The organism is Salinicoccus sp. ID82-1 (assembly GCF_021991715.1).
In the GTDB taxonomy this organism is placed as follows: domain Bacteria; phylum Bacillota; class Bacilli; order Staphylococcales; family Salinicoccaceae; genus Salinicoccus; species Salinicoccus cyprini.
Genome location: NZ_JAGFLY010000003.1, coordinates 34,172 through 55,366, shown reverse-complemented (window position 1 = coordinate 55,366; position 21,195 = coordinate 34,172). Strand labels below are relative to the sequence as shown.

Genomic DNA, 21,195 nt, shown 5'->3' with positions numbered 1-21,195 from the left:
AGAGATTTCTGAACCTGTCCTTTCTATTGTGTAAACTCGATCGTATAGCGTGCCGTGCCTTCCAGTGTATCATCGAATACTGCTTTATTGGTGTAGGGGTTGACGGTTGTCTCGATTGCTGTACCATCCTTTTGCACCTGCAGGTCATGCAATGCCTCGAAGTCCGAGCCGTTCATGATCCAGTTGCCTCTGCTGAGCCAGCCGGTGTTGTTCCGGTAGTAGAGTGTCAGCCTGCCTTCTACCGAGCCGTCCTGTGTTTCCAGGATGTAGCTCCGGTTGATGCCTTCGACGTCGTTGTTCTGCTCTATGGTCAGGCGCATCACGGGATCACCGGTCACACTTTCCGGTTCCAGATATGCCATGACGAAACCGTCGGCATTCGTCAGATATACGCCTTCATTTTCGGTGATCTGACCCGCTTCAGCGGAATATTCAGCTGCTGCTTCAGGGGTTTCAAAATGTCTCGGCAGAAATTGATATCGCAGATCGAAGAATTCGGGAACAGTTTCCTTCCTTTCATCATACGCTGCAGTATTGCCGAAGAAGTTCTGCCCGTGGAGTGTAAATGCATCCGCACTCAATGATGCAGCCATTTCACCGTCCACAATATGCTGATGTTCTGCAATCCTTCCATCGATCCAATCATTGGAAAGCTGGCCATCCATCAGCTCCAGTATACGTGCTTCAAGTGAGTTTCTGAGCGCATCGGATGCAAGCGTCTTGTGGACGAGCAGGTTCTGCCATGTCGGTATGATTGGGTTTTCGTAGCTGAAATAGTCATTTGCAATGCCGCCGACCTGGCCACGGCTGTCAGATCCCATTACAAGGTCCTTGTCCCACGGAATGAACTGCCATTTTGCATCCGGATCCTGGTGGTCCAGATACATCCAGTAGTCGTTGCCGAATGTGTCGATATCACCAATGATGAAATGGACGGCGAGAAAGTCCATGAAGTTCTTCTCATCCACATATTCGAATAGACCGGATTCGAATCCGCTGCCTGCCGGGGTGGAATAGACCCACTCCTGGAACTGGCCGAGCTTCAGCCAGTTGGGCTCGCCACGGTAGTCATACACCTGCTCCAATACCGCCGCCTTGTCTTCAGCGTGATAATCGAGATTGAATGCGAAAGTGGAATCGACCGTCGTACCGATTTCACCTTTGTGAGTACGCATCTGGTCTCTGACCAGAGTCCCTTCAGGATCAAGGCCGTGGGCCACAAGAAACTCCTCGTCAATGCGTTCCACACTCGTATAGAACCCCTCATAGTTATCGTTGATATAGAGACGGTAATATTCCGCTCGGGGCGCAGGGATATCAAGTCTGCTGAACATATCAAAGGACAACTGTTCCCGAATCATGGAAGGATCCGTGTACATGGCATTCAAGTTCAGCCGGTCCGAACCATGCAGAAAATCCTGTGGTTCTGCGAATTCTATGCTTAATGGCTTCTTTTCACGGTTGCGTGTGGAATTTCCGCGGAATCTGACACCTTCCAACTGCAGAACCGTCTCTTCCTCATTTATTTTCGCATGGGCAGCGATGGGGACATCGGAATTCGGATCTCTTTCATAAAGGTAGTCGAGATCATCCGCCTCCATGTAGAGCCGCAGCGTACGTACACCATCGTCGGGATGATTTTCAGGCTCGAATGCATCTGTAGCAGCCACCGACTGTTCCGGGTCCTCAGCAGGCATATTGCAGCCGGCCAATATCAGTAAGGCAGAAAGAATGAAAATGCTGGATAACTGTTTCATGGAACCCCCTCAAATAATCTTCGGGTCATGGGCACCCGACCGGTATGTACTGGCTTTATATCATTGGCTATATTATAAGGGATACTCCGAGGGGAATGTGGTTTTTAATCGAGTTTTAATAAAAAAACTCCAAAGCAATGACTTATAGTCTTTGCTTTGGAGATGCTGATTTACTATTGTCTTAAAACTGCTGTCCATCCAGTTCCAGAGTACCTGTCGTATCCGTCAGCAGACCATGCTGTGAAGCGGTCAGCAGATCGCGGTAGATGCGGTTGAGCGGATGGTCCGCCATGATGACGTCCATGCCGAGGTGGCGGTATAGCTTCTGTGCGCCACCGACCGCATGATGCGCGACAATCTTGCTGAGGACGGGGATGTCGTCGGAATCCGGACTGATGCCCTGCTGATGCTGTGCCCAGGACGACTCGATTGCACTATGAAAGTTTTTCCTGGCTTCAAGGAATGCCGCTTCACTGTCATCCAGCACCTTCACTGCATGCACGTGTCGTTCCTTTTTCCATGAAGTCTCTTTTTCTTCAATATGCGCTCTTGCGGCATCGAAGAAATGCCGCGCGATACCAATCGTCGTCGCAGCGATATTCGCTGCTGCAAACGGCTCGAACGGGTAGTGATAGATCGGATTATCGTAATGGAAGTGCGGGTCTGCCACATCGAAGCGGTAGTGTGCCGGAACAAGTGCATCTTCGACATGGATGGTATGGCTGCCTGTGGCGCAAAGTCCGAAGGCATTCCAGTCACTTTCCACACGGACCTGGTCCGGTAGCATCGCAAAGGCACGCAGCAGTCCGTCATCGGAATCATCGGATTCGATCCGGCAGGTGGCGGTGAACAGACTCGCATGATCTGCGCCGCTTGCGTACGGCCATGCACCATTCACAATATAGCCGTCATCCGTCTTCCTTGCCACACCGAGCGGCCGGTCGCTGCCGGCAATATAGAAGTTCCGCACACTGAACAGTTCCTGTACAGCACGGGGATCCATGACTGTTGCAAAGAAGCCGGCCCCGGAGCCGATCTGGACGAGCCAGCCGAAGCTGCCGTCGATGTAGGCGGTATCTTCGAAGTATCTGATGGCTTCCGGAAAAGGGGTCATCCTGCCGCCGACCGCGTCCGGAACAAACAGCTTGAAGAGTCGATGCTCATAGATCAGATCGAGTACCGTCTGATCAAGCTTTCCATTCTGTTCCATGTCGGAAGCGTACTTCCGGACGGTTTCAGTCATCTGTTGATCAATCATTCTCATTTCCCACTTTCAGCATCTGATAGATTTCCCGCTTGAGCTGGTTGAATGTATCTTCAAGTGTGATGTCATGGTGGCGGGGTCTTGCAAAGGGCACTTCGATCTCCCTTGCAATACGTGCCGGCTTGTCTGACAGGATGAGGATCCGGTCGGACATGTAGAGTGCCTCCTCGATGCTGTGGGTGATGAAGAGCACGGAACGCCGGTCCATCTCCCAGATTCTGAGCAGCCAGTCCTGCATATCAAGACGGGTCAGCTCATCCAGGGCACCAAAGGGCTCATCGAGCAGCATCAGTGGCTGGGGACTCAGCAGGGAACGGATGAAGGCGACACGCTGGCGCATGCCGCCGGACAGCACATCCGGGTACGATGATGCATACCCGCCGAGTCCGGCACGCTCGAGCCATTCCCGGGCAGCCGTCTTATCCACCTTGCCGGTGATCTCCTGTACCAGCACTACATTATCCTCGATCGTCCGCCATGGCAGCAGGGAGTCCTGCTGGGGCAGATAGCTGATATGCCCACGCTGTCCGTTGACGCGTTCGCCTTCGATCAGGATATCGCCTGCATCCGGTCTGAACAGACCGCCGATCAGGTTGAAGATCGTACTTTTGCCGCTGCCGGACGGACCAAGCAATGTGACGAACTCACCTTCAGCGACATGGAGTGACAGATCGTCCAGTACATGCACTCTGTTCTGTCCATCAAATGTATGGGTCAGGCCGTCTATCTCCAGTTTATTCACCATCTCCACGTGCCTCCTTCTGATTCGTATCCCACGGAACAAGCCACTTCTCAAGCAGCAGAATAAAACCGAACAGGATGAGGCTGATGACCATGATGACAAATATGGCGACAAACACCTGATCCGTACGGAAAGCAGAGGAGGCGAGCGTCATGAAGACACCAAGCCCTTCCTGCGCCCCGAGCCATTCGGCGATGACGGCGCCCATCACGCTGTAGGTGGCGGAGATTTTGAGCCCTGAAAAGAAGTAGGGCAGGGCACTCGGCCATTCGAGCTTGAAAAAGATCTGCCGGCGGCTGGCACCGATCATCTGCATGTAGTTCCTGAGTGTCGGACTGGTCTGGCGGAATCCGTCGATCAGCGACACGGCGACCGGAAAGAAGCAGACGAGTGTGATGATCAGAATCTTCGGCAGAGCGCCGAATCCGAACCATAGTACCAATAGTGGCGCCAGTGCGATGATCGGTATGTTCTGCGACAGTACCATGAGCGGATAGAGGCTCTGCCTCGCCTGCGGAATGAGGTGGAGCACTACCGCAAGGACGATGCCGACAAAGACACCGATGGCGAATCCGCCGAGCGCAATCTGTATGGTCGACAGCGTATGCCCGAGCAGCCTCGGATAGATCGCAATGCCTTCCTGGATGATCTGGATGGGACTTGGCAGCATCCAGTCGGCAATATTGAAAATACTTACCGCAAGCTGCCAGATGACCAGTATCAGAAGTATCGCCAGAATCGGCGGTCCGACACGCCATGATGAAAGTCGTCGCATTTACTATTCCTCCAATTTATTCAGCTCCGGGCAGAAATTCGTTCGTGTATGCCTGTTCCACATCGAGTTCCGATTCAATCAGTTCATTTTCATACATCCAGTCGCTGTAGTTCTGCCACACATCCTGTGCCTGATATCCCCAGTATGGCGCATCGCCCTGGTAGACGTCCACCAGCCACTCCTGGCTCGCCCTGACGAGTTCCGGATCAAGGTCCGGCTCAGCCTCGATCAGATGTTCCGCAGCCGCCTCAGGCTGCTCCATCGCAAACTGGTAGCCTTCCGCCGTCGCTTCGGTGAACGCGCGGACAGTCTCCGGGTCGCTGTCGATCAGGTTCTGGTTCGTCATCAGTACAGGGGTATAGAAATTGAGTGCATCCGAATACTCGGTGAAGTCGATCGTATTGAGCGGGAAGTCGCGGAGCTCCGCTTCAATTCCTGTCCAGCCATAGTAGATCCAGGCAAAGTCGACGTCACGCTGTACAGCTGTGAAAAAGTCCGTGTCGCCGATGTTCAGAATATCTACTTCGCTGATATCCGCACCGTCCGCCTGCATGATGGACGCAATCGTCTCCTCCTCGATCGGCGAGCCGTAGCCGCCGTATGTCTGTCCTTCAAGGTCGGACGGCGTCTCGAGCCCATACTCCTCCGGTGAGGCAAGGACTGATGTATTGTCCTGGATGATTGCAGCGAGTGATACGATATCGACACCCTGGAGACGGGCCTGGGTGACGTTCTCCTGGGCACTGATGCCGAAGTCGCCATTGCCGGTGGCAACCGTCTGTTCTGCACCCGCTTCACCCGGCAGAACGATATTCACGTCGAGCCCGCGTTCCTCGTAGTATCCTTCCGCCTGTGCGGCATAGATGCCCGTATGGTTCGTATTCGGCGTCCAGTCGAGGACGAATGTAATCTCCTCCAGTGCTCCGTTTTCTGCCGAACTGCCATCATCGGCATTGTCGCCATTGCCGCATGCGGCAAGAAACAGTGCAAGAATGATGGGAAATAAAATCTTCTTCATATGGAAACTCCTCTCAAAATGGCGGTGTCCTGCATCCGATAGAAATGGGAATACAAAAAAACACCTTCCGTATCTGGAGGCGTCAAGAACTGTAAGACGATACACGAGTGCCGTATATGCGCTACACATTCCCTACGCTGGTATTATCCAGATCAGGTCAAAGGGTCAGGTCATGCCTTCTCAGCCTCATACGGCTCCCCTATGCATCAAATATTCTATTGATATGTCCATTATACCATGGCGACAAATCAAGTCCAAGGTGCAGGAATCAGAATCCGGACAATGAAAAAAGGCGTCTTCCGGGCATATTGCTCGAAAGACGCCTGATGATTCTATTCTGTCAGATCCCTCTCCATGTACACATGCGGGATGCCGGCATCCATGAATTCATCGGAGGAGACAGTATAGCCAAGCTTCCTGTAGAAATCGATGGCATGCACCTGGGCACCAAGCCTGGCACGGGTATAGCCGGTCTCACGTGCATGGGAGTGGACGAATGCCATCAGTTCACGGCCGAGGCTTCTGCCGCGTGCTTCAGGCAGCACAGCCATACGTTCCACTTTGATCATTTCGTCATCGGCCGGACGGTAACGGACAGTGCCGACCGGTTCCTCTTCAATCAGCAGTATGTGTGTGGCCACGTCTTCATAATCATCGACCTCACGGTCCATCGGCACATTCTGCTCCTCTACAAAGACACGTTTACGGATGGCAAGACACTGGTTGTACAGGATATTGTTGTCTGCGACTTTAATTTCCATCGAAATTCCTCCTACATTGCATTCTTGCGCCGGATGGCGGTGAACTGCCAGAAGATCTTGAGCTGTTCCAGGTTCCAATAGGCCAGACCGAGCGACAGGGCAGGCTTGGTGTTGAACTTCATGCCGCTCGCTTCAGCTGCTGCAAGTGCGAGATACTGGATGTGCGGCTTCAGTTCCTTGAAAGGTGCCGACAGCCGCTCATCCTCCCTGATCCAGTCCATCGGGAAGGTCAGCTCGAAAATGTTGATGCGGCGGTAAATGTCCGGCATGGCGATGATGTAGCATGCCGCATCCACCTCGGGATTCTTCAGCGCTTCCGCGAAGTACCCCCGGATGGAGAGGAACATCTCCTTGTGCTCATGGTTCTGGTAGTAGTACGTATCCTCTATGGCAGGCTGGCCGCTGTGCTTGATCTGATCATCCAGGTAATCGAACATTTCATTGATATTCGTTTCCTTGTCGTAGGTTTTTCTCATCATCATCCGCTCCTAGACTTCATTTTGCGCACGATCATAGCTGTCGTAGCTTCCGGTGCCGTTGTACTCCTCCGTGCTTTCCTCGTAGTATTCGCCAGTGTTCTCTTCATAATTGTACTGTTCAGTGCTTTCTTCGTAGTTGTACTGTTCTGTACTGTCCTCCTGGATGCTTTCGGAACCATTACCATCTTCCGGTGCCCAATAGTCATCCTCTTCGGTCGTTGCACCTTCCTGAGAGGTGCCTTGTTCTGTAGTAGCATCTTCCGAAGTACTTTCACCCGTCGGCTCTTCAGAGGATGACTCGATGTTGCCTTCACCCTCGATGCTCGCCTCCGGATCCTCTTCTCCCATGTTGAATCCGTTGCCGATATCGCTCGTATAGCCTTCCTGCATGAAGTACGGTACTGTTTCCGGGACAAATTCGTTCAAGTAGTAGTCATCCACATACTGGTACGGCACGATGTAGTCGGACAGCCGGATATTGATCAGATCATACGGTTCCGGTGCCTCCAGGTTCAGTGTCTCTCGCAATGTCTTTGAAATTGCATAGAGGTGCTCTTCATTCGTCCAGTAGAAGTAGGCGCCATTGCCTTCATACCAGAAGTCGCTGCCGCGTATCTGTGTCGGGTTGAACTCGATGTCGTTGAAGGAGTAGTAGGCGGCAAGACTACGGATCTCCTTGCTGGTCATGTTGTGTTTCGTATTGTCGGCCACCACTTCAATCAGGTCATCGAGTTTGGTCAGTGCACCGGTGGATTTCGCTTTGGCGAGTATCTTCTGCACCATCTCGAGCTGGCGCTGGCCACGGCCGAGGTCGGTATCCACACGACGGCTGCGGACAACAGCCAGTGCCTCTTCACCATTCAGTTCCTGGACACCCGGTTCCAGAATAATGCGTCCACGGTCCATGGAGTTCGGCTCATTCATTTCGAATGGTACATCGAACTCGACACCGCCGAGCGCGTCGACAAGATCGACAACAGCCGCCATATTGACGCGGGCATAGTAGTCGACAGGGACATTCAGCAATGATTCAACCGCGTTCATGGAGCCCGCCGGCCCGTTTTCACGATGGGCATGCGTAATCTTATCGAAGTAGTTGTTCTCCGGGAAGTAGGTCAGTGTATCCCGTGGGATGCTGACGAGCTTCACTTCATCCGCTTCCTTGTCGAACGTCGCAAGGATCATCGTATCCGTTCTGAAATCGCTTGTGGACAGATCACCTTCCTCCTTGCGCGATTCACTTTCGTCAACACCAAGGATCAGAACTGTAAAACTGTCGAGTGACGGGTCCACATCTTCAAGCCGCAGTTCCGACTGATCACGGTCCGCTGCCTCGAATGAATCGCTGATACCCTGCTCGAACGAGTTGAATAGGTTATAGATGTATGCGCCAATGACAACCAGTGCAATGATGAGGAATATCAGTACACCGTAAAAAATTTTTCTTTTCATATTATTCAAGTACCCACTTTTTATGATTTAGTATGTGATGACATATTGCCATTGTTTAATTATAATATGAGAGAGCCATAAAATGGAATAGATATGAGCAATCATCACATAAACTTCAAAACTGTATATAATCATATAGAATATGAAGACGTACTACAAGAAATAAACGAAGCAATGAAAGCCAGAAGAGGTGCCGTATGAAGAAAGTGACAATGTTTGTATGGAATAATTTTGTGAATGATGCGAGAGTGCTCCGGGAGGCGACAGCGCTGACGGAAGCGGGCTATGAAGTGACAGTCATCGCCAAGAAGGAGATGGATGAGCTGCATCTGGCTTCAAGCGAGACCGTGGCCCCCCATGTCTATGTCAACCGGCCACTTAAAGTGGAGCTGCCGAAATGGATCCGGAAGAAAATAAAATCCACAATACTCACAAAGCATCTGCCGAACATGCTCGAAATGTTCAAGATGATGATGCTTGGACGTCAAAGTAATGCGGATATCTACCACTCCCATGATCTGAATACACTGCTGCAGGGCATTGCGAGCGCCAAGCTCCGGCTCAGTAGAAAACCGCTTATATACGATTCCCATGAAGTGCAGACCAGCCGGACCCACTATTCTTTCGATAAGATCTACCGGCTGGAAGGGTTCCTGCTCAAATTCGTCGATCATGTCATCGTCGAAAACGATACACGCGCCAACTATCATAAGCGATTGTATAAAAGTAGGCCGACGCCGGTGCACAACTACTCGGAGCTCTATGACATCGACAACGTAGAAGCGTATCCGGTCCGTGAAGAGTATGGTATCGGGCCAGAAGAGAAGATCGTCCTCTACCAGGGCGGTATGCAGGAGGGGAGGGGACTGTTCAAGCTGCTGGATGCCTTCAAGGACATCGACGGCGCCCGTCTCATCATGATCGGTGACGGCAAGGAGCGTCTCAATCTGATCGAGTACCACAAGCACCTCGGTATAGAGAACAAGGTCATCTTCATCGAACGCGTTCCCTACAAAGATTTGAGACGCTATACAAAATCCGCCGACATCGGCATCCAGTTCCTCGAGAACACCAACTTCAACCACTATTCGGCATCATCCAACAAACTGTTCGAATATATCATGGCCCATGTGCCGGTCATCGGTTCCAGACTGCCGGAGATCGAAGCGGTCATCGAATCGGAACAGGTCGGACTGACGGTCGAACCGGAAAGTACACAGGCATTGAAGACAGCCATCGAAAAGCTGATTGAAAACGACGCTTGGCGGCTGTCCTTCAGGGAAAATACGAAAAAAGCAAAAATGAAGTACAATTGGAATGAAGAGAAGGATGTATTGAAGCGGGTATATCGAAAAGTAGACAAGTAAAAAAATCGCGACTCGTTATGAGTCGCGATTTTTTGTTTAGAACGTATATCTTGTAAAGTACTGGCCATTGATGCCGAGCTGATCATAGTAGTTCTGAAGATTGCGTGCCGTAGCATAGGCCCAGTTGACATCTGTTGCGTACTGGTAGGTACCTGGATTCAACGGGTTCCAGCGCATTGCGTAAAGTGTCGTCTGGTTGCGGTTGAAGTAGCCGCTTGAGATGAACTGTGCGCCTCCAGTGACTGCTTTGGAAGGTGAATCCCAGCCCATCTGCTGTGCGTAGCGTGCGCCTTCAAGGACAGGGTTGTGATCATAGGCACCGATGCCGTACATGTTGTAGTAGAGTGTACCATTTTCTGAGATATTGCCATTCTCGTCCAGGCGTACCCCTTGGGAAAGTTGGCTCGTTCCATTACCTGTTTCATGAAGTGCATGTGAGATGAGATACACTTCGTTTATACCATACTGGTTTGCTGCCCTGACAAAGGCCAGGCCTTGGTTATCCAGAATACCCTTGCCATCAAGCAGTTTATTGTTGAGTTCTGTACTTGAAATATTCTGGGCACGGTTCAGATCCAGGAATGTATAGTTCCAAGTATCCGACTGGTGATTTGCAGAATCAAGATAGTACCTGACCTCATCACGTGTCGCATCTCTCCAACCGCCACCGGAAACCCAAGCCTGCGGTTTTGCTCTCAGACTCATCTGTATATCGAGCACCTCTTCCAGACTTTTGTTATATGGAATTGTATTCACAATATATTCTCCTACACTATCTGCTGTTACCCAGCCTGCATAGCTGCCGACATGTCCGTAGTAGTAGGTTGTTCCATCAATTACTACGGATTGTTCCGCTTTGAAGTCATTGCTGTTCAGACCATCAAGTTGACCCACTCTCTGCTTGTATGAGCCGTAAGGCACAGCCATGAGATGGCTCTCGCCATTAATGATATGGTAATTGGACTTATGTTCTTTTGGAGTCGACATCGATTTGAGACTGATGTCTTCAGCTCTTACATAGCCGACAAAGTTATCATTGATATTGCTGTATACGGAATAGAAATCACGGTTGTTGAATCTTACTCTCTCTTTTGTAAATAAAGTACTGTTCGTAATGGAAGTATTCTGCTTACCTTTAATATCATAGATGGACGTGTAAAGACCATCGTCGAGAGAAGCACCGATACGGGCTGCATGGGTACTGCTTCTACGGTCGATTGCCACTTCACTTTCTGGTGTTACATGCTTGTAGTGGGCCCATCCATACTGTCCATTGATTTTTCCGTAGTAGTAGTGCAGGCTTCCGACCTGGACATGCTTCTCTGCTTCAAAGAGGTAGGAACCGACCTTCCGATAGGAGGCGATCTGCTGTTTGTCATCCCCAAATGCAGCTGCCAGTAACGGCTTATCAATATTGTTTACAATATAGTTCACATTATGTGATTTTGCTTCAGACATGTCATAGATGGACAGATCTTCCGCATTCGCCCATCCGACTGCTTTGTTTGTCACAGCATCATAGATGGAATATACAGTATTGTCTTTCCATTCGATTCTTTCTCGAGTATAGAATGTCCTGTCCATGTAGTCCTGGCTGACGGTACCATCCACGTCATAAGGAAGAGCTTTTACTTTCTTGTCTCCGCTGGACTTCAATCTGACTGCACTCGTGTCGTTGGTTCTGACGTGGTGTACTTCATCCAGTGGTGTGACGTGGGCAAAGTGTGCCCACCCAAAGGTTCCGCCTGTCCGGCCATAGTAGTAGTCGAGGGCGCCGACTCTGACATGCTTCTGGGCTGTGAACAGCTGGGATCCTGTATTTCTGTAAGTATCGACACGCTGTGTTTTGTCTCCAAAAGCAACATCAAGCAGGTGCTCATCAAGATTGTCCACGACATAGAATTTCACGTGCTTCTTCTCAGCTGTTCTATCATATGTTGCAAGGTCATCTCCCTTCATCCAGCCGATGAATTTGTCATTTTCAGGGTTGTAGAGGGAATAATAGTCATCCCCTTTGAATGATACCTTTTCTTTTGTAAAGAAAGTGGTATCTGCGAGAAACTTGCTTTTACCACCCTTGACGGAATAAGGCGTGGAGTAGACCATATCACTTGAACTGCTTCGTGTGCGTGCTGCACTGGAATCGGATACTCTTTTATGATTGACTGCTTCTAATGGTGTGATATGCCTGTAATGCGCCCATCCAGTCTGGTCTCCGACACTGCCATAGTAGTAATCAAGTGCACCAATCGAAACCTTCTTCTGTGCACTGAACAAGTAGGACCCGATGTTACGGAAGGTGCTGATCTGCTGCTTGTCGTCACCGAATGCTACAGAGAGCAGTGAATTATCCAGGTCTTTGATGGCATAATCCTTTTTATGGTTCACTTCCGATGATTTGCTGTAAACGTGCATATCGTCTTCTTTCGCCCATCCAACGAATGCGTTGCTATCACCATCGTAGAGTGAATAGAAAAGTTTTCCATTGTAGTTTACACGCTGCTTGGTAAACAGTGTGTAGTCATTATATTGGGAACGTACAGTGCCTGACTTATCCTTATATGATTTATATACGACAGTCTGATCAGCACCCTTGAATCTTGCTGCATTGATGCTCTCCACAGGTGTTTTGGATTCAGGTGATGGTGCAGCAAGCACATACTCTTCCAGATCGGATAGTTTGATCCACCCGGATCTACCGTCGAACTGGCCGAATAGATAATTGGTGTTGCTGATCTTCATAATCTGGTCTGAAACGAACTTCTTGGAGCTGTAGCCTTTCAGGCTTTCCCTTTGGGTAGGTGTTCCCCAAGGTGTATCGAAGAAATAGCCGCTTGCATCTTTGACAGAGAAGGCTTTTTTATACTCTGACGGGGCAGTTCTTTCAAGTTTCCTCAAGTCATCTTCATGCACCCAGCCGACATAGCTGTCCTCAAGATCACTCTGCACCAGATAGTAGTTATCATAGTTGTATGTCGCCTTCCTGGTAACGTAGAATGTCTTATTGATGTGGTCATCTGCAGAAGCTGTCTTGACGTCTGTGACACTCGCATATAGTCCTTTATTATCATTGTGGATGCGTCCTACATATTCCGCTTCCTCAGTTGTAACAGGCATCGTTACTTTAGGTGCTGTCTTCTTGTTGTAGAGATCCGTATATTTCTCTTCAATGAGCTTTTCAACATCACGGTAGGAGTAGCCGAATTTGCTGAAGTACGTATATGGATCCACGTGGTTTGTGCCTCCGAGGTGAGTGGATACAGCACTGTGGGACCATAGTGTACCTTTTGCATCCGCTTCAGCACTATCAACCGGCAGCTTGTACTTGTACAGCAGATTCGCAATGTAATCGGCATAGTTGTTGATGGATTTGGCAAAATCATGCGTATTATCATGTCTGACGAGTTCTACATGAAGAAATCTGGGATTCGCGTTCGGCCCGGCACCCCATGCGAGGTGATCCGTATCGGCAACTTGGATGATATTGTCCTTATCAACAAAAGCATGGACGAATGCATTTCTATAATTTCTGCTCATCCAGTTGATTTCACCGTGGATGGTGGAATTGTTGTTTGCCGTTTCGTGAAGCACGACACCTTCAGGTTTGCCTTTACCATTACGGTAGTTATACTTCGGCAGGCCGGCGATGTGGTTATAGGTGATACGGGGTGCTTTAAAATTATTCTGCTCGATATAATCATTGATGTTTGTAATGGCTTGGGCAAGCGTCATCCGGGATGAAGTGGCTGTAGATCTGAAGAAGGATCTGGATGAATCGGGCTCGATATCGTACTTTGAAAGCATTGTAATAAGTTCTGTCTCAAGTGCTTCATCTACGACGATTTCATCCGCATCTTCTTTAATGGAGACAGCTTCCTCTGAAAGGGTCTCTGCTTCATCAGTTTTCACGCTTTCCTCGGATGCTTCTCCCTCTTTGTCGTCTGTCTCTTTTTCTACAGTGTCTGTTTCCTCTTCGGAAGTGTCATCTTCAAATTCTGCTGCTTCGTCAGTCCGGCTTTCTTCGGATGCTTCGTCTTCTGCATTTTCTTCAGTATCAATTTCGGGATCTATTTCTTTCTTAAATTTTTCTTCTGATTCATCAGGTGCGTCTTCAATGTTTTCTTCGGAAGAGGCATCCTGGGCCGGTTCAGTGCCTACTACATCTTCTGTGTTCTGAACTGCTTCAGGTGTTTCTTCACTCTCTTCAGAGATTGGAGCATCTGCTGCAGGATATGTAGGCTCTTCAGAATCTTCAACGATCATTTCAGGTGGTTCCAAAGTCTCTTCCTGCGCGTCTTCCGTTTCCGGATTTTTTTTGACAACCGGTTCTTCGACTGGGGCTGTTGCTTCCGAATCATCAGTTGCCGTCTCTTCAGTCGATTCTTCCACTGTTTCTTCTAGTAGAACTTCCTCGATAACAGGGGCTGCAGTCGTTTCATCTGTTTCTATAAACGGTTCTGCGACGGGGACCTCGACGGTTTCCTCATCATTGACAGAATTCGTGGATGCCTCGACAGTGTCTGGAGTTGTCTCTTCGACAGTCGCTTCAACTGTCTGCGTCTCAACGCTTGCAGCTTCCGTTTCAATTGTTTCTTCAACCTGTCTTGTGCCGTCCAAGGAGGCATCTTCAGATTCTATATATGTATCCTTGTCCTCTAGTGGTTGTGTTTCTTCATTTTTTGCAGGGACATCTGGTTCTTCAACTGTATCTATATGATTTTGTGTCATTTCTTCCTTCGGTATTTCTTCAGCTTCGGCGTTCAATGCTGCACCAAAAAGAGCAGTGGAAATTAATGTAGGAACAATGAGTCTATTTTTATATTTCATCTGTACCTCCTAAAAAATATATTACATGTAATATATTAAATGATTTCAATATTATTCGGTAGAAAGTTTTCCAAATTCATTAAAAAGTAATATAACTGTAATATTGTGGGACTCATTTTGTAATGGGATGACATCCATACTTGAAAAGATTATAATGATACGAGTGGAAATCCATTAGGTTTCATCAGTCGCTGCATGAAATGCAGCCGCTCTCCGAATGGACCAACAAGAATGTTAATCATTATAAGCGAGAAACATGTTTTTAAGCTTACTGAATCGAGGCCTTAGCATGAAGAAAATTTTCGACATTTTAAGAGAGCAGTGGGTGCATCGCCATCTGATCTGGCAACTCAGCATCTATCAGATCAAGAGCCAGTATGCGAACCACTACCTGGGTGTATTCTGGAATATACTGCAGCCGGCAATGCAAGTGCTGATCTACTATATTGTGTTTGGAATGGGACTGCGGGGTGTCAGAGGAGATGTCGGCGATATCCCATTCATCATCCATCTGATATCAGGTCTGTTCCCATGGCTGTTCCTGTCGCAAGGAATAAATGCGGCTTCAAACTCCATACAGAGCCAGCTCAGCCTGGTGACAAAAATGAAGTTTCCGTCCAGTACACTCATATCGATTGCGGTTGTGAACAACATCATCAATTTGCTGATGACAACGGTGCTCATTATCGTACTAAGTCTCTGGCATGGCTACTCGGAGCCAACCCATTACCTTGGCTTCATATACTTCCTGATAGCATCATACAGTTTCATTTTTGCATTCGGACTTATCATGTCTTCTCTTGTCATCATCATACGGGACATGAAAAATGTACTGCAGAATATCATTCGGATGTTCTTCTTCCTGACACCGATCTTCTGGTCGCTTGATGGTGTACATCCGGTGCTGCAGACAATTACCGCATTCAATCCGTTTGCATATCTTGTAATGAACTACCGCCATGCGTTTGTACTGTCCGAAGCGCCAATCTACGGTGATTTCGGAGACCATCTATACTTCTGGTCGCTTACACTGCTGCTATTGTACATTGGGGTACATATCCATTACAGATTCAGAAATAAACTCATCGACTACTTATAGGAAAGGTTTGAGAACATGATGAACGCCCAGCTAAAGAGCAAGATGGAGAGGATTCTCCAGGATCCATACGTGTTTCAGCTTGTTCTGGATGAAGATCCTGAACAGGATATATACAACGAATTCGACATAGAAGAGACAAAGCAGCCACTCGGTGTATTCAATCATCGTCTAGTGACGGTGATTTCAGTAAAACAGATGAACGATACCTTCTATGTACTATTCAAGCATGGGGGAGAGATCAGAGGATGGACAAGCGTGGCGAATTCCCACTATGTCTATCCGAAAGCGACAGAGTCCGTAAAAGTCGATCTCGAGACTTATACTGCGCATCCATTCAACAGAACAGTGATGGGCCCGATGGATATGATGACCGAGTTCAGAGGGCGTCTGTTTGCTTCAAAATCCTATGTGGAAATTGACGGGGAAAAACTCGAGATGCTGTTTATAAAAGGAAACCTGCGCGGTCTGGTGGAGAGCAAGGATCTTCAGAAGGGCAGGAGCATGAATGATACATGTACAGTCCAATCGGACGCCCGCCGCTTCAGGGATTCCAATTTCGCGGTTGAACTTCCGGTAAGGGAAGAGGACTTTGAAGCGCAGATTGTCCTTTATTTCCCGGATCTCAAGCTTGTGAAGCTTCAGCATGGTTCACTCGTCTCATGGATGGATGAATCCGATGTGGACTATGATTTCAGCCAGCTCGGTGCAGATAATCCGGTCATAGAGGAGGATGCCCACCAGTACTATGTGGATGAGCGTCAGAAGACGAAAGCGATTATCGACGGGCTGTTGAGAAGGCAGATCAGGCTCGAGCAGGATGCAGATAACGCCAAGGCACGTCTGCAGCGGATTGAAACACTCTATAAAAACCTGAAGCAATCGAAGCTTGGCAGTCTTCAGGTTAAACTCTGGGAACGCCGTAAAAGGAGGGCGAAGTAATGTCTGACTTCAAGAAGGACAATCAGGAAATGACCGGTTCGAACAAAGAGGTTCAGAGTCTGAGTGAAATGAACAAGTCGGAACGTCTGAAGTTCTATACAAAACTCCTCGACCAGGACTACTTGAGGGCGATAGAGCATCTGAGCAACGAAAAGATGTACAATACGCGACATAACTATTATGAAAAGTTCGATCAGGAGGGCAAAGTGGATTTTCTGAATGAAATTGCGCCCTATTTCAGTGATCTCGGAAAAAGTAACGGGTCGCGCTACTTCGAAAAGCTGAAGCTCGACATCGGCATCATCTGTGATGAGTTTCTATACCACTCCTATAAGGATGTCGCAAACTTCCATTACATCAATTCGGAAGGCGGCGGATTGAGCAAGTCCCTGGATTTCATCATTGTCGCATCGACATGGAAAGGTCTTGATCAGAGTTGGGAACAGGTTGCCTCCCCAAGAAGCGGGAAGCGTGAGCGTCTTATGGAACTCATCCAGCATGCGAAGGATCTCGGCATTCCGGTCGCCTTCTATTCAAAGGAGGATCCGGTCAACTACGATCTTTTCAAGGATATTGCCAAGGAATGTGATGTGGTCTATACGTCTGCAGAAGAGATGGTGGAGGAGTACAAGAGCTACTGTAGCAATGACAAGGTGTATGTCATGGAGTTCGGCGTCAATCCGGAATACCATAATCCTGTAGGATCACGCTCCAGTATGGCTGAGAAAAATAAGGATCATGTCATTTTCGCCGGCAGCTGGACGAAGAAGTATCCGGTCAGAAACAAGGAATCTGCCCAAATGTTCGACGGTACAAAAGAGAGCGGCTATGATCTGACAATCATCGATAGGAATCTGCACCTGAAACGGACGCGCTACCAGTTCCCTGCCGGATATATTGAAAATCTCACTTATCCGATGCAGCATGAGGATCTGATGAATACCCATCGGCTTTTCCGGTGGGCCATCAATGTCAATTCGGTCAAATACTCAGAAACGATGTTTGCAAACCGCGTGTATGAACTGCAGGCAATGGGCAACCTTATGCTGACAAACTACAGCATGGGTGTAAATAACAAGTTTCCGCATCTGTTCATGGTCAACCTGAAAGAGGATGTCATGCCGATGCTTAAAAACCACACTGAAGCGGCCTATGAAGATATCAGAGCAAAAGGGATACGCCAGGTGATGCTGAATGATACGGCATACCACCGCATCGGACAGTATGCCCGGAATTTCGGCATCAGTACGCAGTTGAATGCAAAAGAAGTATTGGTTGCAGTCGATGAAGTGACGGCACTGGCACAGGAAAACTTCAACAGGCAGATGTATGCAAATAAAACACTGATGAAGAAGACGGATATCACATCCGAAGTTCTGAAACTATATGATTTTGTGACGTATTTCAGTGATGCATATATCTATGAGGAATATCATCTGGAGGATCTGCTGTCAGGTTTTGTCTATACTGATGTGGACTTCATCACCAAGGCCGCTACAGGCATGCATGATTATACAAGCAGATGGCATGACAAAGAACTGACCATGTTCGATGTCGATGTACTCGATGAGAATCTGGAGCCTGCCGGTACGCAGGGTTACATGATTCCGATGACGGAGGTCATGAAGGAATATCCGAGATCTTTGAATGGGCCTAAAAAACTACTTTCGGTCATTGTGCCGATCCATAACAACGGCCGCTACCTTGAAGACAAGTGCTACCGCAGTCTGACAAGATCTTCGATCTTCGACAAGATGGAGATCATCTTCATCAATGATGGAAGTACGGATGAGGAGACCATCAAGATCATCGATAGATTGCGCCGCCGCAACCCGGATATCCGCTACTTTGCTTTCGAAGAAGGTTCAGGAAGCGCATCTCGTCCACGTAATAAGGGTGCTGAGATGGTGCCGACCAAGTATATGACCTACCTTGACCCTGATAATGAAGCTTCAGGAGAAGGATATGCCGATCTGCTCGATAAACTGCTTGAGTATGAAGAACTCGATATGGTAGTAGGCAATATCATCAAGGAGGACAATCATAGGAAGGCAAGCTTCCGCTATTCCAGTACCGTGAGAAAATATAACGGAGATCAATACTATATAGAAGATACACATAAATTCATGAAACACAGTGGTTTAAGAGCCCAGAGCATCCAGGCGGTCATCGTCAAATCCGAAGTGGTACAGAAAAATGGCATAAAAATGGTTGAAGGCGCGGCTGGACAGGATACGATGTTCTTCCAGGAACTCATGCTGTATTCCGATAAGGCGATGGCGGTGGACACGTTTGTACACATGTATTATGCAGCGGTCAGTGGTTCGGTGACGAATACGATCGGGAAGAAATTCTTCGATAAATACTATCGACTTGAAATTGAGCGCATTCCATTCCTGAAAAAACACAACCTGCTCGAGACATATATGCAGGAGCGCTTCAACTTCTATGTCAAAGGCTGGTACATTGTACGTCTCGACCGCATCAAGCCTGAAGAACGACACGAAGCGATTACCCGTTTCCTAGATATATACAGTCTGTATGATGGATATTCGAGACCGAAGAGTGAAGAACTTGATGAAACCATCAGACAACTGAAGAACGAGGTCGGCTATAACGGTTGATAGGGGCCCTAATCAAGAGCAGTTTAGACTTTATAGGGAATCCTATAAAGTCTAAACTGTTTATAAACCAAATCAGTATATTAAGTCAGGTGAGAGAAATTGGAAATAAAAAAACAATATCGTCCCGAGATAGAGGGACTCAGAATAATAGCCGCACTTCTGGTGGCGATCTATCATATATGGATGATGCGCGTCTCAGGAGGAGTGGACGTATTCTTCGTCGTTTCAGGCTTTCTGATAACGACCTCCCTTCTATCCAAGTATGCCAGGGATGGATACGTCAAGTTTTCAACTTTCATCCTTGGGCTTCTGAAGCGTCTGCTGCCAAATGCACTGACGGTTCTCCTTTTTGTTACAGTAGCAGGGTATTTCATCCTGCCTGAAGTCAGGCATTTTGATACAATGAAGGAGATACTTGCTTCCCTGTTCTATTATGAAAACTGGCAGCTGGCAGTCATAGGGACGGATTATCTTGATCAGACCAACGAAAAAAGTCCTGTCCAGCACTTCTGGGCGATGTCAATCCAGGGACAGTTCTATGTCATATGGTTTCTGATCATATCTTTGACCATCTTCCTGCATCAGAAGCTGAAGAAGAACTTTAAGAAGATATTCTTTACGATACTGGCTGTACTGTTTGCAGCTTCACTTGCGTATTCGATCTATCTCACCGCAGTAAACCAGCCATGGGCCTATTTCGATACACGGACACGCGTATGGGAATTTGCGGTCGGCGGCATACTGATGTTGTTCATATTCAAAATCAAGCTCCCTGGTATCATCAGCACAGTGATAGGCTGGGTGGGTCTTGTAGGATTGATCAGTACAGGCCTGCTGCTCGATGTTGAAGGCAGCTTCCCGAGCTATGTGGCTCTATGGCCAGTCATGGCAGCGGTGTTTGTCATGCTTGCCGGTCAGAATCCGACCCGGCTCGGTGTGGAGAAGTTCCTCGGCAGCCGTCTAATGGTCAAGCTTGGAGGCTTGAGTTACGGTCTATACTTATGGCACTGGCCGCTGCTCAGTTTCTATTATGTTATATTTAATACGAAGGATGTCAGCGTCATCCACGGGATAGCCATCATTCTGCTTGCACTCGTTCTAAGTTTCCTGTCGACGAATCTGATCGAGAATCCGATCAACAGATACATCTCGAGAAACAATTTTACATTAAAGGCTTTTAGACCGATATTCGCACTGATTGGTGCACTTATCATTGCTGTCGGGACATGGTTCGGCATCAGCCAGTACCAGTCGTCCGCAAACGCAAATCTTGCGGGCAGCAGTGATTATCCTGGCGTCATGGTCAATGCTGAAGGGTTCGATCAGGCATCATTCGAGGAGAAAGATCCGATACCGGCAATGTCCGAAGTGAAGGAAGACAAAGAGGAATCCTACACGAATGGATGTCAGCAAGGTATCGATGAAGCGGAAGTTGAATTGTGTGAATACGGCGATGTTGAAAACCCTGAATATGTAGTAGCGGTGGTGGGGGGATCGAAATCCACGCACTGGACTTCTCCAGTGAAAGTCTTTGCTGAAGAAGAGAACATCAAAGTACTTAATGTGACAAAAAGCGGATGCCGCTTCTCACTTGACCCTGTCAGTGCAGAAGACTGCAATGAGTGGAACGAGAACGTAGTCCAGAAGCTGGTCGAAGCGGATGTTGATGCAGTAGTGACACTTGCGGATATTGCTCGTCCGGATGAAACGGAAGTGCCCGAAGGGTACTTGGATCAGTTCAACCGTCTGCAGGAGAATGATATCAAAGTGCTCGCGATCAGGGATACACCCTATTTCAATGAGGATATTCCAGAGTGCATCAGTGCCAAAGGTGCGGATCACGAGGACTGTTCTGTCCAGGCGGATGTTGTCTATCCAACCCCATCTGCGTGGGAGAAACTTGAAAACCCACCTGAAAACGTACAATATGTAGACTATCATGAATACTATTGTGAAGAAGGTACTTGTGGACCGATCATCGGCAATGTCATCGGCTATTACGACCACGACCATATGACGCAGACGTTTGCTGAAAGTTTCGCACCGATATTAAGAGAAGACCTGATGAAAGTACTAGAATCCTGATAGGTG

The 21,195-nt window shown here is 48.3% G+C and carries 14 protein-coding genes and 1 riboswitch; of the genes, 5 read left to right on the top strand and 9 right to left on the bottom strand.

The annotated features are described in order from the left end of the window. Positions 1 to 23: 23 nt before the first annotated feature. The 8 genes from J4760_RS08070 to J4760_RS08035 all read right to left on the bottom strand — a co-directional run bounded on the left by J4760_RS08070 (position 24) and on the right by J4760_RS08035 (position 8,248). Entirely contained in the window at positions 24 to 1,757 is a 1,734-nt protein-coding gene (locus J4760_RS08070) for a CotH kinase family protein (protein ID WP_237605378.1), read from the bottom strand. A gap of 181 nt (positions 1,758 to 1,938) precedes the next feature. Continuing rightward, complete coding sequence (locus J4760_RS08065; RefSeq protein WP_237605377.1) at positions 1,939 to 3,015, bottom strand: acyl-CoA dehydrogenase family protein; 1,077 nt, start codon at positions 3,013 to 3,015, stop codon at positions 1,939 to 1,941. Next, a complete protein-coding gene (locus tag J4760_RS08060) occupies positions 3,008 to 3,766 on the bottom strand; it encodes an ABC transporter ATP-binding protein (RefSeq protein WP_145284421.1) in 759 nt (252 codons plus the stop codon). Before J4760_RS08060 ends, J4760_RS08065 begins: the two co-directional genes overlap by 8 nt. After that, complete coding sequence (locus J4760_RS08055; protein WP_237605376.1) at positions 3,756 to 4,538, bottom strand: ABC transporter permease; 783 nt, start codon at positions 4,536 to 4,538, stop codon at positions 3,756 to 3,758. Before J4760_RS08055 ends, J4760_RS08060 begins: the two co-directional genes overlap by 11 nt. Before the next feature lie 16 nt (positions 4,539 to 4,554). Continuing rightward, complete coding sequence (locus J4760_RS08050) at positions 4,555 to 5,556, bottom strand: ABC transporter substrate-binding protein (RefSeq protein WP_237605375.1); 1,002 nt, start codon at positions 5,554 to 5,556, stop codon at positions 4,555 to 4,557. 112 nt (positions 5,557 to 5,668) lie between these two features. After that, positions 5,669 to 5,767, bottom strand: a riboswitch (TPP riboswitch). Positions 5,768 to 5,888: 121 nt separating this feature from the next. After that, complete coding sequence (locus J4760_RS08045) at positions 5,889 to 6,317, bottom strand: GNAT family N-acetyltransferase (RefSeq protein WP_237605374.1); 429 nt, start codon at positions 6,315 to 6,317, stop codon at positions 5,889 to 5,891. An 11-nt stretch (positions 6,318 to 6,328) separates the two neighbouring features. Continuing rightward, positions 6,329 to 6,796 (bottom strand): DUF2538 family protein, encoded by a 468-nt coding sequence (locus J4760_RS08040; protein ID WP_237605373.1) that lies wholly within the window; start codon positions 6,794 to 6,796, stop codon positions 6,329 to 6,331. A 9-nt stretch (positions 6,797 to 6,805) separates the two neighbouring features. Further along, positions 6,806 to 8,248, bottom strand: a complete 1,443-nt coding sequence (locus J4760_RS08035; RefSeq protein ID WP_237605372.1) for an LCP family protein — start codon at positions 8,246 to 8,248, stop codon at positions 6,806 to 6,808. A gap of 197 nt (positions 8,249 to 8,445) precedes the next feature. On the opposite strand from J4760_RS08035, the gene J4760_RS08030 reads away from it, so the two are divergent. Further along, on the top strand, positions 8,446 to 9,615 hold the full coding sequence (locus J4760_RS08030) for a glycosyltransferase (RefSeq protein WP_237605371.1): 1,170 nt from the start codon (positions 8,446 to 8,448) through the stop codon (positions 9,613 to 9,615). Between the two features lie 36 nt (positions 9,616 to 9,651). Here J4760_RS08030 and J4760_RS08025 read toward each other — a convergent pair whose 3' ends face one another. Continuing rightward, positions 9,652 to 14,442 carry an N-acetylmuramoyl-L-alanine amidase gene (locus J4760_RS08025; protein WP_237605370.1) on the bottom strand — a complete coding sequence of 1,597 codons (4,791 nt, stop codon included), beginning with the start codon at positions 14,440 to 14,442 and terminating at the stop codon, positions 9,652 to 9,654. 289 nt (positions 14,443 to 14,731) lie between these two features. On the opposite strand from J4760_RS08025, the gene J4760_RS08020 reads away from it, so the two are divergent. The 4 genes from J4760_RS08020 to J4760_RS08005 all read left to right on the top strand — a co-directional run bounded on the left by J4760_RS08020 (position 14,732) and on the right by J4760_RS08005 (position 21,189). Beyond that, entirely contained in the window at positions 14,732 to 15,541 is an 810-nt protein-coding gene (locus tag J4760_RS08020; protein WP_237605369.1) for an ABC transporter permease, read from the top strand. 15 nt (positions 15,542 to 15,556) lie between these two features. Then, the gene (locus tag J4760_RS08015; RefSeq protein ID WP_237605368.1) at positions 15,557 to 16,480 is read left to right on the top strand and encodes a hypothetical protein; all 924 of its coding nucleotides are present in this window, start codon (positions 15,557 to 15,559) and stop codon (positions 16,478 to 16,480) included. Further along, positions 16,480 to 19,104 carry a glycosyltransferase gene (locus J4760_RS08010; RefSeq protein WP_237605367.1) on the top strand — a complete coding sequence of 875 codons (2,625 nt, stop codon included), beginning with the start codon at positions 16,480 to 16,482 and terminating at the stop codon, positions 19,102 to 19,104. The genes J4760_RS08015 and J4760_RS08010 overlap by 1 nt, the downstream gene beginning before the upstream one ends. Before the next feature lie 99 nt (positions 19,105 to 19,203). Continuing rightward, positions 19,204 to 21,189, top strand: a complete 1,986-nt coding sequence (locus J4760_RS08005) for an acyltransferase family protein (protein ID WP_237605366.1) — start codon at positions 19,204 to 19,206, stop codon at positions 21,187 to 21,189. Positions 21,190 to 21,195: the final 6 nt, after the last annotated feature.